The 15,269-nt window shown below is 57.8% G+C and carries 10 protein-coding genes; 5 read left to right on the top strand and 5 right to left on the bottom strand.

What is annotated here, in order from left to right:
• The first annotated feature begins 96 nt into the window (after window positions 1-96).
• On the top strand, window positions 97-1,200 hold the full coding sequence (locus G3O01_RS03500; RefSeq protein WP_241023642.1) for a hypothetical protein: 1,104 nt from the start codon (window positions 97-99) through the stop codon (window positions 1,198-1,200).
• A 258-nt stretch (window positions 1,201-1,458) separates the two neighbouring features.
• On the opposite strand, the gene G3O01_RS03495 is transcribed toward G3O01_RS03500, so the two are convergent.
• Genes G3O01_RS03495 through G3O01_RS03480 form a run of 4 tightly spaced genes read right to left on the bottom strand, consistent with a single transcriptional unit; the run spans window position 1,459 to window position 7,110 of the window.
• Entirely contained in the window at window positions 1,459-3,330 is a 1,872-nt protein-coding gene (locus tag G3O01_RS03495; protein WP_205803140.1) for a TniQ family protein, read from the bottom strand.
• Window positions 3,327-4,313, bottom strand: coding sequence for a TniB family NTP-binding protein (locus G3O01_RS03490; protein WP_346779147.1), 987 nt, complete (start codon window positions 4,311-4,313; stop codon window positions 3,327-3,329). The genes G3O01_RS03495 and G3O01_RS03490 overlap by 4 nt, the downstream gene beginning before the upstream one ends.
• A complete protein-coding gene (locus G3O01_RS03485; RefSeq protein WP_205803139.1) occupies window positions 4,310-6,343 on the bottom strand; it encodes a transposase family protein in 2,034 nt (677 codons plus the stop codon). Before G3O01_RS03485 ends, G3O01_RS03490 begins: the two co-directional genes overlap by 4 nt.
• Window positions 6,340-7,110: a hypothetical protein gene (locus G3O01_RS03480; RefSeq protein WP_205803138.1), complete on the bottom strand. Its 771-nt coding sequence runs from the start codon at window positions 7,108-7,110 to the stop codon at window positions 6,340-6,342. Before G3O01_RS03480 ends, G3O01_RS03485 begins: the two co-directional genes overlap by 4 nt.
• Before the next feature lie 248 nt (window positions 7,111-7,358).
• Between G3O01_RS03480 and G3O01_RS03475 the strand changes: the two genes are divergently transcribed.
• Together G3O01_RS03475 and G3O01_RS03470 are read left to right on the top strand one after the other, a co-directional pair.
• Complete coding sequence (locus G3O01_RS03475) at window positions 7,359-7,649, top strand: DUF6471 domain-containing protein (RefSeq protein ID WP_205803137.1); 291 nt, start codon at window positions 7,359-7,361, stop codon at window positions 7,647-7,649.
• Window positions 7,650-8,273: 624 nt separating this feature from the next.
• Window positions 8,274-9,062: a CBS domain-containing protein gene (locus tag G3O01_RS03470; RefSeq protein ID WP_205803136.1), complete on the top strand. Its 789-nt coding sequence runs from the start codon at window positions 8,274-8,276 to the stop codon at window positions 9,060-9,062.
• A gap of 88 nt (window positions 9,063-9,150) precedes the next feature.
• Here G3O01_RS03470 and G3O01_RS03465 read toward each other — a convergent pair whose 3' ends face one another.
• Entirely contained in the window at window positions 9,151-10,809 is a 1,659-nt protein-coding gene (locus G3O01_RS03465) for a hypothetical protein (RefSeq protein ID WP_205803135.1), read from the bottom strand.
• Window positions 10,810-11,621: 812 nt separating this feature from the next.
• Here G3O01_RS03465 and G3O01_RS03460 point away from each other — a divergent pair.
• The gene (locus tag G3O01_RS03460; RefSeq protein WP_241023640.1) at window positions 11,622-13,679 is read left to right on the top strand and encodes a RecQ family ATP-dependent DNA helicase; all 2,058 of its coding nucleotides are present in this window, start codon (window positions 11,622-11,624) and stop codon (window positions 13,677-13,679) included.
• A gap of 12 nt (window positions 13,680-13,691) precedes the next feature.
• A complete protein-coding gene (locus tag G3O01_RS03455) occupies window positions 13,692-15,080 on the top strand; it encodes a DNA-processing protein DprA (protein WP_205803133.1) in 1,389 nt (462 codons plus the stop codon).
• Window positions 15,081-15,269 lie beyond the last annotated feature (189 nt).

Below are 15,269 nucleotides of genomic sequence, written 5' to 3'. Positions count from 1 at the left end.
ATGCACGCCCTCTCCATTCCGCGACATCGGACTTCGTTGACACCGTCGTGCTGTGGGCGCCAACGCAGCGCGCCGCCCATCTCGCGGAGCCGCGCCATGACTAAGTTGCGCATGTCAGAACAGGTCGGCAACAAGGTCGCTGAGTTACGCGAACTCGCGAGCCGCACGGCCGAAGCGGCGCGTACCGCCTTGCCCGGTGAACAAAGTACAGTTTTCGATGCGGCGGAACAAATTCACCGTTTCGCCGACGGACTCGAGCGTCGTGCAAAGGCGACACTCGTTGAGCCGGCGATTGCCGACCTCCCATCGAATGCGACGATAGAGGAGGTTCGGACCGCGAGGCGACGACAGGCAACCCGCCGCGGCGCCGAAGTGTTCCTGCCGGCCTGGTCGTCGATGGCACGCGCGTTGCCCAATGCATTTCTTCGTTCGGCGCTGTTTTCTGCCGGGCGAAGGGTGCAGGCCGACAACGGGGGCGTGCTGGCGGGTGACCCGAGCTTGCTCGTCGTGGAAAAGGAAATTGGGTCGTTTCAGAACCTGACTCTGCTTCTCAGCGGATACGAGTTGTGCCAGTTTGACAAGTTGGTCTACGCCACCTGTCTCGACTACTACCGGGAGACACCGCTTTGCCTCGAAGATAGTTCCCGGCATAAACAGACGACCTTCTACGAGTTTGCCCGCCGCATGGGAAACGAATACAGCGTTAAAGCCCACAGGGCAGTTCGGGCCAGCCTCCTTCGTCTCTCCTTTGCTCAACTGCGCGTGCGCTACAACCGCCTGAATATCGAAGTACCGAAGCTTCTGTCGGTGACGTTCGAGGACGGTGACGACGGCGGCGATTTCAAGGCGAGCGATGCACTGCTGCTTCGCGTGACCGCCCCTGTGGCGGAATTGTTTGGCCCGGGCGCCTGGACCGCCGTCGACAATGAAGTGATGAACTATGATGGGTTGCGAGGATGGCTCGCAACCTTCTATGCAGGCCACGCCGGCCCCCAGTGGCTGGGGATTAGCAGCTTACACAAGCTCTCGGGTTACAAATCCCACCCGCGCAATTTCAAGGCCAGCCTGATTCGCGCTCTCGAAAGGCTGAAGGACCCAAAGACACCGACCCGTTGTCGCGTAGCCGCCTATCACTTTTCCAAAGACGGGATGAAGATTCTTGTCACCCGTTCTGAATGGGGCACTGGCCAGGTCGACTGACATCCCACTGCAGGGGCGCTTCATGCACAGTCATCGAAAAGTCTACGGAGCACACGGAAGGGGCGAGCGAATAACTTTTTCCTCGCCACAACTGTATGCGTGCGTGCGGTCGCGGTGATTGAATGACGGCAGTCGATACAACCCTCTGGGACTTTTCCGCGTCCCGCCGCGGAAGTACGGATACCTGATGCGTTCCATCGGTCGGTGGCCTGTACAGTGGTCCGAGAATGTGCTGCTGTCTGTGTGACATTTCGTGCCTCAATCGCCATGTTCCGTGACTTCATGCGATGAGGTGGAAGCGGGCACGAACAGGTCGTGTCCGGCTCTCGCGCCGATAACTGCCAGCCGGCCAAGGTCGGCGACACGAATCAGCCCGCCGCGCGTGGCGCCGTCAGGAAGCTGTTTAGCGCCAACCAGTTCGATGCCAGGCAGCAAGCGAGCAAGCGCCGAAGACTTGGTACCCATGGCTCGGGCCAGGTCCGCGAGCGGGACATAGCGTTGCCGGAATTCCAGCAACTGGTGCGGCAATACGACGTGGCAAGGCTGACCACGTCGCTGAATCAGCTCCGACGCGAGCAGTCCTTTGTCCGCCCAGTTCTGGATGGATTCCCACTTCCACCCGGTCGCTTTGGCCAACTGCTGAATTGACATGCCGGCCTCGAGCAGCGGTGTGCCGAAATACTGCGACACATCCGACCTCAGGAAGGCCATTTCGCCCAGTGTCCGACCACGCGCGACGGCTTTGACCTTGCCGCTCGCGATGGCTAGCATCAGCGATTCGATAGCCTTGCGCTCCCCCATACGCCGGCAGGTTAGCGCCGCCCATGTGCACGTTGCATCATCAATGACCGCAGCGTGCTGGGACAACCGCCCCACGCACTCATGTAAATCGAGGATGGATTGGCGGTTGACCGGACCGCCCTTCATCAGGTCTTCGCGCCAGCGAATATCTGACTGTATTACGCAGGCCGCTTTCATGCGCTCAAGTACGACGGGGGTAACACCCGCCAGTTCGCAGGCGACGACGTCGGAAATCCACCCGGCACGTTGTCTCTGGATGCGCTCAACTTCGCGGCACGGAATTTCGAACAACTGGCCACGCGTGCCGGTACGTCGTGCGCGGTGCTCACACTCGCCCGCGGCAATGGAGTCGTGAAGACGTGAGACGCTAACGCCGATAGCTTTTGCCGCATCTGGCGCGCGCATGTATCCACTCGCGTCCTCGGCAATTCCCTTGGCTGAATCCAGGCCCAAGACACAATCGGATTTCCTGGCAGCGACGTCGATGATGATTTCGAGCAACGGCTCGAGGGTCGTGCCCTGGCAGGCCTTTCGAAGACTCACGTACCAGTCACCGAGCAACGTGTTCAGCGTACGCGCTTCTTTTCGGCCGGAGGCAATGCGCTGCTCGACGTGATTGCGGAAACCCGTTGGCCAGTCAGAGAGCAAGGATTCAAGCGGCGAAAGAAATTCGACCGCTTCGGTAACGAATTTTGGCAACGCCGCGCCGCGCGGCAAACCCGGGCGCGTCGGGTCTGCGTATTGGCACAACGTTCGGACGACCTTCACCAGCACATTGATGTCGACGCCGCGCACAGGCGGCTTCATGCTGCCCGACTGGTGTCCGTTACTCGCAATCAGCGTCGACAGCCAATGCTGCGCCGATGTCGCCGGCACGCGCGGCAGGCAGCTCAGGTCGTGGCCGCACGAACACAAACCAATGTAGAGCCGCTCCGGCGACAGGTGCTTTCCACAGGCGTCACACCGGTCGATGAGCAGGAATCGATGGTGCGCACATGCCGTGACATAGGCGTGTCCCCAGTATTGTCGCAGGTGAGGTGATTCAGCCAGACACGCCGGGCATACAGCATCAGATTGCCCGCGGTGCAGACGTCCCCAACCCTGACAGAAATTTTCCTGTTTCAGGGCAAATTCGGTCCACGCCAGTTCAAGGTCGAGGTTACGGGCCATATCGTCTGTGCGTGTAAGCAAGGCCCGACGATTACGCTCGACACCCGCGGTACTCGCGAGGTCGCGCCAGTTGAACAGTGCGTTGTCTGCCGCAAGGCGTCGGTAGTAACCCATTCCGGACTCGTCGTCCTTAGGGGCGTATGTGAGAGCAAGGCTCATTGTTTGCCTCCTGATTTTTTGCGAACCGGTACTGACGACGCGTTACTGGTCAGCACATGAACGTACGCCTGCTTCAGCGCCGCCGGTTCCACGCCCACGTCGTCGATGCCAGCATCCTCGAAAGACAGCCTGTGAGGTGACCCGGCATGGTTGACGGATTTAATCGCCTTCTGGCAGTCCGCATATGTGACTGCGCGCGGTGCTTCGTTTCGCATGACGCGAGCTAGCTCCCGCATGAAGTCAGCGAGCAGCCCAATCAGGCCACCAGTGAGCAAATAGCATTGCTGCGTCAGCACGCGCGTGGGAACATCAATGGGATAGCCTGCGGCCGAAAACAGGCGAGCGTAATTTACGACGCACGAGGCGTAGGCTGTCATCTCGTCAGCGTCGGTTGCGTCGTACGGCAGAAAATTTAATGCGGGACAGGCGCGGTTACGCAGTTGCTCATTTGCCGAAAAAAGACGCTCAAGTTTCGGAATGCCGAAGAGAATCAGCGTCAGGCTGAGCGTGTCCGAAAGAGTCTTGAGCCAGTCGCTTGCCGCGCGCGGAGGCACGCGTGCCCCGTCATCGACGAGGTGCGAAATTTCGTCGAAAATCACGACTTTTGTACCGGCCAGGCGCAACTGTGTCACCATCATGTCGAACATCGCGCCCGCCGTCATGCTGCCGGGAACCTGAACGCCCAACGCCCGGAGCACACTTTTAGGAAGGGTTTTCGCCGTGGCGCCGGGAGGTACCTCGACAACGAGTACGGGCACATGGCGCCGTCCGTCGATGCGTTTCGCGGGGTAATCACGAGAAAGACTGGCGATGAGCGACGATTTGCCCGCCCGACTCGGACCAGGAACGCGAACGATTTTGGGCGCAAACCCCACGAGCGTGTCATCAATGCGCTCTTTGAGCGTATCAAGGTGCTCCATGAACATCGGATGCGGAAGCTCGCAAGTTTCGATGTCCCGGCGCAGTTGTTGAGCGGGCGTCACAGCAGTTTTTCTCCAGTGTTTCTGTTCACAATGTTCATCAAAGGTGCGTCGTCATACGAGATGTCTTCGGACTGAAGGCCTCCCGTCGGCAACGATGGATTGGTCGAAGGCGCGGGCCCGAATGGCGCCACCGTCGAAAGCGGTCGGTCGATGGAGCGCTGGATGGCCGAGTTATCTTTGGAGCGGCGCACGGTTTCCTTGTTTTCGTCGCGCTTGCCGCGGGTCTTTCGCTTGCTGGCTTTCGTGCTTGCGGTGACCGCCTCGTCCATGTCCTGCTCGAACTGGCGCTTTTCATCCGGCGTCGTCCAGTCCTTCATGCCCGAATCGAGTCGGGCTTTGGCTTCCGCGAAGGTCCATGCAGGCGTGTCGTCCCGGACGTGTTCGTGTACTAGCGTGACGAGCGGAAAGTCATCACCCTCGTACACGTAAACTTGGCGAAAATCGTCGGGGTTGTAGACCACGTGGAGTTGCGCGTGGTCGCCATACTTGTTGAGCAGGTACGACTTGGCATCGCCGCCGTACCTGAACCCATGCTCAAGCGAGATGCCCGTCTTCGCGCTCAACACGCACGGCTTGTGTTCGAAAAGCGCAGCCATCCATTCGCGCCGCGGCGGCGGCATGGTGATGGGCTGTCCCAATTCTTCGGTCTGGTATGTCAGACGCTCACGCGGCGTCTTTCCCTTTATCGAGTCGACCAGCAATTCGTCCCAGCGCAGCCGGTCGAGGGGGCTGTTGACCCAGTCCTCATACAGCCACCTGACAATCCACTTCTCGAGCGCATCGATAGTCATCAACTCGTCGCCTAGCGCCTCCGGGTCACGCATCCCGTCTTTTCCTTCAAAGCGGGTGCATCCCTGGAGACGTTGCAGTGCTTCCTTGAGCGACCTGTTCAGGCGCTCGATGAATGGCTTGCCTTGTGCTTCCTTAGCTTTGCAATGCTTGACGTCCATTCCTAACCGCTCAAGGCGGACTATGCGCCCGCCCTTGGTCTCCGGGCCGTTGTCAAAAATGACCTGTGCAGGCGTGCCATAAACGTTCAGTGCATGAGTAATGCCGAGCGCCTTGAAGCGGGCAGCCTTGGCAGGCGTCAGGTACATCTCGAGGCACAACAGAGAATCCATTTCGCGCGGCGAACCAATGACCAGTCGCCAGCCCACCGGATAGCCCGTGCAGACATCAATCGCGAGGACCAGATAGACGGTCCGAGCGATTCCGTGAGGCGTGGTTACAACGAATGGCAGGTGCACAGCATCCTGCTCAACACGGGCGAACGGAAATGCCGCCCGAATGCGATTCTTCGCGAACGATTTGCCTGCGACCCGTTTAAGTGGGTCCATCCGCTCGTAATCGGCGTCGGGGGTCAGGTCAGCAATCCTGGCGCATACGAATTTGCGGCTAATTGAGTGCGGGGCAACATGCAAGCCAAGGCGACGAGCTTCACGGTCGATGTAATTCGTCAGGTCGAGAACTGTCCACCTCGATTCCGTGACCAGAAACTGGTCCTTGATAACCTCGTGGACGAATTCGACAAGCTCTACTGAATACCTGGCTGTTCTATTGCCTTTATTTTCATCGCCCTTGAGAACTGGCAGGCCAAGCTGTTGATTGTTGTGAGCCCTGTACAGGGTAGCGCGCGACGGAAAGGGGCGGACCAGCAGTTGACCCACCCGCTCTTTTGCATAGGCATCGCGAGCGAGCGGAATGGCCGCATTAAACGATAGGCCGCGTTGCTGACGGATTTCATCAATACGCCGTAGAACGTAAGTCAGAAGGCGGATGTGGTCGTGCAATTCCGGATTGTTGTACTGGGCAGCAATGCTGACGCGCGGCATTCCTTTTCGATGCAGGACCAAGGTCCCATCCGAAATCCGTGCCCGAATGTCGTCGTAGTCTTCGTACCTGTCCGCACGCTTTTCTGCGTCGAAGAGATGGATGGAGCCAGCATGCAAGCGGGCATCCAGCACCTCAAAGTAACTTTCAGGTTTGCCGGGCAGAGCCAGCCTGTCTCCGGCGCGCAGGTTGGCCATCATGGCCGCAGCTCCTCAATCAGACAGAGATGGCTTAGGTCTCCATATGCGGCCGAGAGTTGAAGCGTGGCACAGATATGGTGATGCGCGAGGTCGGCCTGCAAGACACCCGTGGCGAGTAGCGGAGGAATCAGACCCGTCGGAATCTGAAGGTCGGCGCATAGCGCGCGCTGCAGCACGGGGCCGGGTTCGCAGTAGCGTTCGACCCGGCTGATGATGTCTGACGTTAGGTATTCGCGGGCGCGCATTGCGGCAGGCTTTAACAATTGCGCATTGACTAGGACCGGATGCCGTTCATTCCTGGGCACAACTACGGTGAATAGCGGATAGCAGTACGCCTCCATAATTTCGCGCGCTCGCTCGACTTTGGCCCAGTACCGGGCGTCGCCCTCAAAGCCCTGAAGCTTGACCTCGTATGCGCGCTGCAGGCCGTCCGCCTGAACGGTTGCAAAGTCTGGCGTGTACTCTGCCTCCCCGGTGCGACTGCCACGTAACCTACGCGCTTCCGACAGTTCCTCACTTGTGAACAGTAGCCGTCCAGCAACCAGGTCAACGGTGAACGGCTGCGGCCGGAAAGAGCGCACGCGCGGGTCGACGCACAGCATGTGCGCTACCAGGCGTTCAGGGTCGGCTTCAACGGTGATGTGTCCGTCGGCTTTTTCGGCATATGTGCCGATGCGAGCCTTGCCGTACGTCCGCGCTGTTTGTCGAACGCCGGCGTTCGAAGCACTCCGGCGACTACGGACGCCATATGACGGTGCGCTTCTCATTTCGCACCACCGACCGAAGCCTGCCGTCGGCAGTGCATCTGCCTAATGGCCCGGGATGCAGTTACGCTCCGTCGGGACGTCAAATTTGGTTGTAACGTTATTGTCAGCATTCTGTTCTCGCAAAAAAATGGCTTGCTGAGAACGTGTAGAGATACCGGCCCGCAGACCGGTCGTATACGACCGAAATTGGCTATGAGAAAATTCCAGCAGCAAAAAGGTGAAGGCTCGAATGACGTCGAGAGGGAACGATGGAAGAAACGCCTAACGACCGTGGCCGGCTGAAGTTCGAGCCGTATGGCGAGTGGGAAGAAGAAGCAAAAGGACTGATAGAAGAGGAAATGGTGCGTCGGGGCATCCGCTACAAGCAACTCTCCCGACTGCTCGAAAAGCTGGGCGTCTACGAATCGCCCGACCAGCTCAACCGAAAAATCAATCGTAAGCGCTTCTCGGCAGCCTTCCTCATAGCTTGTCTGCGCGCCATGGGCGTGGAGACCATTGCGCTGTACCAGTTCGAACAGGAGCCGAATAAAGAGGTGTAGGCGACTGCTTACCCACATCGCAGAATTCGCCCGCAGCCGGACCAGTTTCATCGCCTTCCCCCACCATACCCTCTCATAAAATGGGGGCCTGACCTGGCGGGCGGTCAATGCGACGAATAAAGGCGTATTACTGGCACTACGTGCCGGCATTGCACCGGCTTAGGTTTATTAAGCTAGGTAATAGTGACGAAATTTTCAAGCTGCCGAGATTCCGTCAACAATGAGAGCATCAATGCCGTCGTGCATCCGCGCATCTGTTCGGCTGACGGCGAGCCGATGTTCGTTTCTTGTCTCTCTGCGTCAGGTGAGCTTGGCTTGCTACCGTTTCGACAGTCAGACGTGTTTCGCCAGATTAGAGGTGGCGTCTATAGCCGCAACCGTCGGCTTGAGAATTCAAGCGCAAAACATGACAATGTCGCGACGTTGATTCGCCTGCAATATCGTCAACGGACGATTTCTTGACGCGCCGGCTACTGCGCTTCTTGGCCGTGGACTGCTTCGTGTGGTCGAAAGATTTTCTCTTGGAGTCTGTCTACTTCTGGATAACACACTTCCTGCCGATAGCACCGACGCTCAACATTAGGCGCTGTGCCGGGTCGGTCGACGAGAGTTTGGAGTTAAAACTTGAACGAGATGCAGGTCATCCTAACGGCCGCCGAGCGGCTCCACTACCGAGACTTGTTGAGGAGCGCGCGCTACGAGACGCTTGCGGACGCGGAGGGGTTCGAATCGATTTGCTTTGCGATTGAGCGCTTGGGTATGCGGCTACACCGCCAGGTCGCGGCAATGGGAACTTACCGACCAGCCCTCAGAATTCTCGCCAACGAGTCAACAATTTTTAGCGAGCTACCAGCACAGTTTCCGCAGCTTTTTATGCCGTTTGATGCGCTGTTCGAGGCAATTCGTCGGGCACGTAACGACGCGATGCACGCGGGCGTTTACGCTCGCAGCATCACGCATAAGGCGAACGAGCTTTGCCTCGGCTTGGAGGACGCCCTCATGGCAAACGGACGCATGGACGACGAGGCAATTGTCGCCCACTTTATGGTTCGCTCTCCCATCGTCGTTGAGGGATGGCAGCCCGTGGCGCAAGCGCGCCAGCTCATGCTTACCTATTCAATTTCGTACCTTCCATGGTGGAATGGCGACAAGTGGACGCTGCTGTCCGAAACGAGTTTGCTCCGGTACCTTCGCTCTGCACGAACGCCGAATGAGCGCGTCGGCTTTCCCGCAAGGCAACTGCAAACGGCAGAACTGGACCTCATCGACGCGGTGACCGTCGCGCCCGACACAAAAATCGACGATTTGCTGTCGATGCTTCCGGCAGATAATGCGTCGAAGCTCTGGCTGGTCGTCGACAGCGCCATTCCAGAGCGACTGTTAGGAGTCTTCACTCCCTTCGACTTGTTGTAAGACAGTTGAACCCATCACGCGCCAGCAGTGTTGCTGGCGTGACTGTGCGACTCTAAAGCACCCCGGCGACCAGTTGGACTTGACTGCGTTACTCGGACATCGCTTCGATTGCCTTGGTAAAAATGCGAACACGTTCTTCTTCCAACCGCTGAATTTCAACCGTCCTTTCGTTGATAGCTCGAAGTGCATGCTTGGCTGCGGCACAAGAGCGCGCTGAAGGAAGGGGAACGACAAGTCCTCCAAGGTCAGAAAGTCGGATGTTACGAACCGTACTTCCGGTGACGATTTGTCGGAGACGCTCTGCTCCCGTCCGGCTTTTGAAGAAGAGATAAAGTGCTTCCGCGTAACTTGCAGATTTCGAACGCAATATGAGGCAGGAGTTCGGCACGGATACCGGACCACCGTAAGCGTCCCCAACGAGCCCCATGGCACCGACCGCCCCTTTCGCCACCATGACTAGGTCGCCAGGTTGAAACTCGGCAACTGTGTCAGAAGTCTTCTTACGTTCCGTCTCGCAGGTCTGGTCTTGCACTATTTCGATAAATCGAACATACGGGGACGCGCGGACTATGCTTTCGGTGCTCAGGCTCGCGCCCAATCTAACCGAGCCCATTGATATTGACGATGGGCGAATAATCTGGACGAGGTCACGCAATGACACGCCATTGTCGGCCACTTCCTCGTCGGACGATGAGCCTGTGAGTATCCTGCGTGGGAGCAGCGAGCCGCTGCGCGCAATTTCTTCGCTGGTCAGTCTACGACTGGTGTCGGACTTCTCGACGCGGCCGTCGATGCCATCGAAAATGCTGTGGGTGAGGGCTCGGCTCGACTCGACCTCAATTCTCCGACCCCGTCCCCTGGCGCCCGTAGTTGGGCGCTCAGGCAAAGTCATGACGAACACGGAAGCGTCGGCAGATGGCTCTCCAGAGAGTCGGAGAATCAGCACAGAATATTGGTGGGTTGCGAGCGGCGTCACGCCACTGGGAAGCTCGAGTACCGCTTCCACGCGACCCGATGAGAGAAGCTCATTCCGAAAATCCGCCGCCTTTCCGGTGCGATAGAGCATGGAACTCGGCACGAGCGCAATTAGCCGCCTGACGCTCGAACCGACGGCCGAAATAACCCCGCGAAGGTCCTCACTGGCTGCATAAGGAAGCTGTTTTGCATGTGCACCGCCCGAGACGCCGGGAATTAGTGGAAACACCGCTATCGCGACATCGTGACTAGCATCCGCTTTCGAGACGCGCTCAAACTGCAAAAAACCATTGGACTTAACGCCAACCACGTCTTCGGCCCCTCCGATGACAGTCCAGGTCGTAGCACGCGTGATAGCGACACATAGCGCCGGAATGTCGGACCCGCGACAATGCTGTTCGACCGACACGCCGGCGCCGTTCAGTCGAGATGCCACAAGACAAAGCGGGTCTTGCAGGACAACAGCCCGCGCATGCTTCCCTTCCATAACGAGGTCCGTCAAGAGCTGCGCAATATCCGGCGTCAACGACGCCTCCCCACGACGTCTTGCCGTGTCCGAAACCGAAATCCAATCAAGAATTTCGGAAAGTTGCGGCGTCGCCTGTTCTAGTATTGCCCGCACGTCCGCCTGGAGGGCGGGCACCGCATTTGACTTGAGCAAATCGCCCCTTTGTGCCCCAGCAAGCATCGACAATGCTGCGTGATATGCATCAGGAACACCGCGGTCACGCAGGGTCACCACCAAGTCCCGGAATTCGTCGGTCGGGTTCAAAGGGCGATTCATCTTAGTTGCGCCATTTGCGGGCCTCTGACCAAGCCTTCGGGATACGGACGCGTATCGAACGTAACGTGAAAATCTAGCTTCACCGGCGGCAAGTTCACCGGGTGTAGCGCCAGTACCGTGGCGACAGCAACGAAAGCCGACCGCCGGGACTGGCGCGACCTGGGCGCTATTGACTCTTCATGCGTCAGATTTTTCATGTTCTTGGAACTCAGAGTTTTACCTTAAAATCATGACATGATTTTTTAATCTGTGGCAAACATCTTTTTGAGCACCCGGAATTTGGAAATTCAAGCTGAGACGACATCGACTTCGACGAAAGCAATCTGTTAGCTTCAGCCGCCGAATGCGGCATGGCTTCCAAATCCGCCAGCTCCGCGCTTCGGCGAACCTCTCAAGAACATGACGGCCAGCCCCCCGTTCAACGTGCGGTGTTACCCCGCACCGGCCGCCGGTAATGATGCAAACCGGGAACCGAGCTTTGCGTTGCCTCGACGGTGGCTGGACGGTTTTACTGGCGGAATCAACCGGTCACCATATGTTTGGACGCCTCGAGGCGCTATGCTCAAGTCGCTAAGCGAGCCGAGGGGGCATTCAAGATAAAATCACCAACAATTTCCTGACGATAGACCACGCAGGTCAAACCACGAGGGGATAGGCTCGGAGCTAGAAGGCGGTATGGTTCACGGTTCGTCGCACCGCAAGAGTGCGACTCGATAAACGATAAAAAAACAATTGGTCAGACTCACGGGGCACAGCAAATGGCGACTAGAGCCAACGCGTTACAGTATTTGCAAGTAGCTATGGACAACCGTGGCGCTGAGTTTCGAGATGGTCAGTGGGAAGCCATTGACCATATAGTCAATCAGCGAGGCAAGGTGTTGTGCGTCCAGCGCACCGGCTGGGGCAAGAGTATGGTGTATTTCGCTTCTGCCAAGCTGATGCGCGACCAAGGAGCGGGCGTGACTCTCATCATTTCGCCACTTCTGGCTTTGATGCGCAATCAGATTGAAGCGGCAGAGCGACTAGGTCTACGGGCATTGACGGTCAACTCGACCAACCGAGAGGAGTGGGACCACGTGCGGAACGAGTTGCTTGCCGACCGTGTCGACCTACTGTTGATTTCCCCGGAGCGTCTAGCCAACGACGAGTTTATAGCGCAGACCTTGCAACCGATTGCTGCCCGCATTGCGCTGCTGGTAATTGATGAGGCGCACTGCATCTCTGACTGGGGTCACGACTTCCGTCCAGACTATCGCCGTATTGGTCAAGTGCTGGCGCGATTACCGGGGAATATCGCGGTTCTAGCCACGACGGCCACTGCCAATCGGCGCGTGGAACAGGACGTCGCGGAGCAGCTCGGGGGTGCCGTCGCTGTCCAACGGGGCCCCTTGATTCGCAATAGCCTTGCTCTACAGAACATCCGGCTGCATACCCCTGCCGACCGCTTGGCCTGGCTTGCAGTGCATATTCCTCAACTGCCCGGCAGCGGCATCGTTTACGTGCTGACGACTCGTGATGCCGACCGCGTCGCAGAGTGGCTTCAACAGAACGGTGTCGACGCGCATGCGTACCACTCCGGCAAGTCAGATGGCGAGCGACAGGCCTTGGAACACGCGCTACTGGCGAACGACATCAAGTGCCTAGTTGCGACTAACGCACTTGGTATGGGGTACGACAAGCCCGACCTCACCTTTGTAATCCACTATCAGACGCCCGGCAATGTCGTCGCCTACTACCAGCAAGTCGGTCGTGCTGGGCGTGCCATCCCGATGGCCTATGGAGTGCTGTTGTCAGGGGAGGAAGAGGACGCCATCAACGAATTCTTCCGGGACTCTTCCTTCCCACCAGAATGGCAGGTAGAACGAGTTTTGGAAGCTCTCGAGAACGCCGATGATGGCATGAAGGTGCGTGAAATCGAGCGCGCTGTGAACTTGCGCCAATCTCAGATTGAAAAAGTGTTAAAGCTCCTCGTGGTCGAGCCACGTTCTCCAGTAATGCGTATAGACGGTGCGTGGTACCGTACGGCGAATCCATACCAGTTCGACCGTGTACGTATCGAACATCTCACCCATCAGCGAGAAGCTGAATGGGAGCAGATGAAAGACTATCTGGAAAACGAGTCTTGCCTGATGCGGTTCTTGGCTGGCGCGCTGGATGACCCAGCTGCGAACGCTTGCGGGCGGTGTGCGGTTTGTTTAGGGAACCCCGTGCTTCCCGTCGAAATTGAGCGCGCGACGAAGATTGCTGCGCAAAGATTTGTTAGACACAGCGAAATGCCACTGGAGCTAAAGAAGCAATGGGACCTTGAGGCGCTCCCAGACTACGAGGTCGCTTATGGATGGTCAAGGCAAAATATTCCACCGGCACTCCGAGGCGAAGAGGGGCGCATCCTTTCCCGGTGGGGAGAACCGGTGTGGGGAGAACTTGTGGCGAGCGGAAAGGCAGAGGGTCGCTTCGACGACGAATTGGTCGATGCAACCGCCGACCTGCTTCGGAATCGGTGGCGCGAAGTCGCAGGGATTGAATGGGTCACGTGCATTCCGTCCCGTCGACATCCTGAGTTGGTACCAGATTTTGCGGCGCGCTTGGCTAATGCGTTGGGCGTTCCCTTTTTGCCGGTCATTCAGAAGACGCGAGAAACCGAACCACAGAAAAGAATGGAAAACCGTTTCCATCAGTGCCACAACTTAGATGGGGCATTTGAGGTTCATCTGCCGGATGGGGCTGAATCGCCTGTCTTGCTAATCGATGACGTGGTCGACTCTGCGTGGACGTTGACTCTGGCAGCGGCATTGCTACGGCAAGCCGGGACGTCTGCCGTATTCCCCTTTGCACTCGCAACCACGGCAGCAAAGTAAAACGAAAAGGATATGAGTCAAACCCTTTTAAGCGTCGATACCGAGGTAATCCTGCTGCTGTGTGGGCGGTTTGGTGGTGAACGTCAAGACCCGTTTCAGCCGTTGTCGGCACGGGACTACGGTGAATTCGCCAAATGGCTGAATGCTCGTGGCCTACGTCCTGCAGACTTAATGACGGCAGAGGGACAGGCGCAACTGCTGGAAGTGCATCAGGCGAAGTTAGATGGCAAACGTCTCGAGTTTTTGCTGACGCGGGGAACCGCGATGGCCTTGGCGTTGGAGCGGTGGAATCGCAGTGGTCTGTGGGTGATTTCACGCGGCGATTTGGAATTCCCGAAGCGTTTGAAGCACCATCTAAGGCATGCGGCGCCACCGCTGTTGTACGGGGCGGGGAGTAAGGACATCTTGAACAGAGGGGGACTCGCTATCATCGGTTCGCGCGACGCGTCTGAATCCGCACTCGAGTTCACGAGAGATGTCGCGGCGCAATGCGCGCATGATGGGCTATCGGTTGTCTCCGGCGGAGCTCGTGGCGTTGATACCGCGGCAATGCAAGGTGCAGTCGATGCCGGCGGTTATGCCATAGGCGTGCTTGCGAACGATTTACTCAAAGCTAGCGTCCATAAACAGAATCGGGTGGGCCTACAGAGCGGGCGGTTGGTGCTCATCTCGCCGTTTTATCCGGAGGCGGCGTTCAATGCCGGGAACGCGATGGGTCGGAACAAGTACATATATGCGCTGTCCGACCGAGCGTTGGTGATTGACTCCGCCTTGGGAAGCGGGGGTACTTGGGAGGGCGCGACAGAAGCGCTCAACCGGAAGTGGGTGCCGCTTTACGTACGCACCCCAGGTCACGGCGCGGGAAATGCCGCTCTAGTTTCGAACGGGGGCATTCCGTTTAACTACGTGCCCAGGCAAGGCATCTCGTTATCAGACGTCTTTGTCAGAGAAGAATCGAGTATTTCGAGCCACGCCGAGCCCGATGCTGCACAGTCATCTCTTTTGGATACCGCGCAGGAAGTCGTCGCACCGGAGTCGAACGAGACAAAGGACCACCAAGAAATTACTGAACGAGGTGGAGAGGACATCGCCTCCCCGGGCGCGACCGACGGTCCCATGGTGGAATTAGCGCCGATAGAACCGAGTAAGCCAGCTGTTACAGCCCAAACCGAGCCGCTATCGGCCGCAAACTCCTTAGATATGTACCAAGACTTCCTCGCGAAGGTTTCTTTGGCACTAGCGTCAGCCCCCTTGACTGAGGACCAGCTTGCGACTTGCCTAGGTCTCGAGAAGTCTCAAGCAAAGGCATGGCTCGCGAGAGCTTGGAGCGAGCAGCGCGTTGAGAAGCTCAAAAAACCTGTACGGTATTCCCTCGGCATTCAATCATCGCTTCTAGCGTGACGCAAGCAACTCGCCCGAAACTACTCCCCACAGACAAGGTGACCGGAAAACCCTCACAAATTCTTATGTGATAAGAGCAATTGTCAATTAAGAAATAATCGTGCCGACGGAGACGGCACTATCACTTCCTTCTCGCTCAAGCCACCTCTCGGAGGCGTGACCTGAACGCTGACATCGTGTCCAGCGTGA

Origin of the sequence: Burkholderia sp. Ac-20365 (assembly GCF_017104715.1) — a bacterium.
Taxonomy (GTDB): Bacteria; Pseudomonadota; Gammaproteobacteria; order Burkholderiales; family Burkholderiaceae; genus Paraburkholderia.
This window is presented reverse-complemented; position numbering and strand designations above follow the sequence as displayed.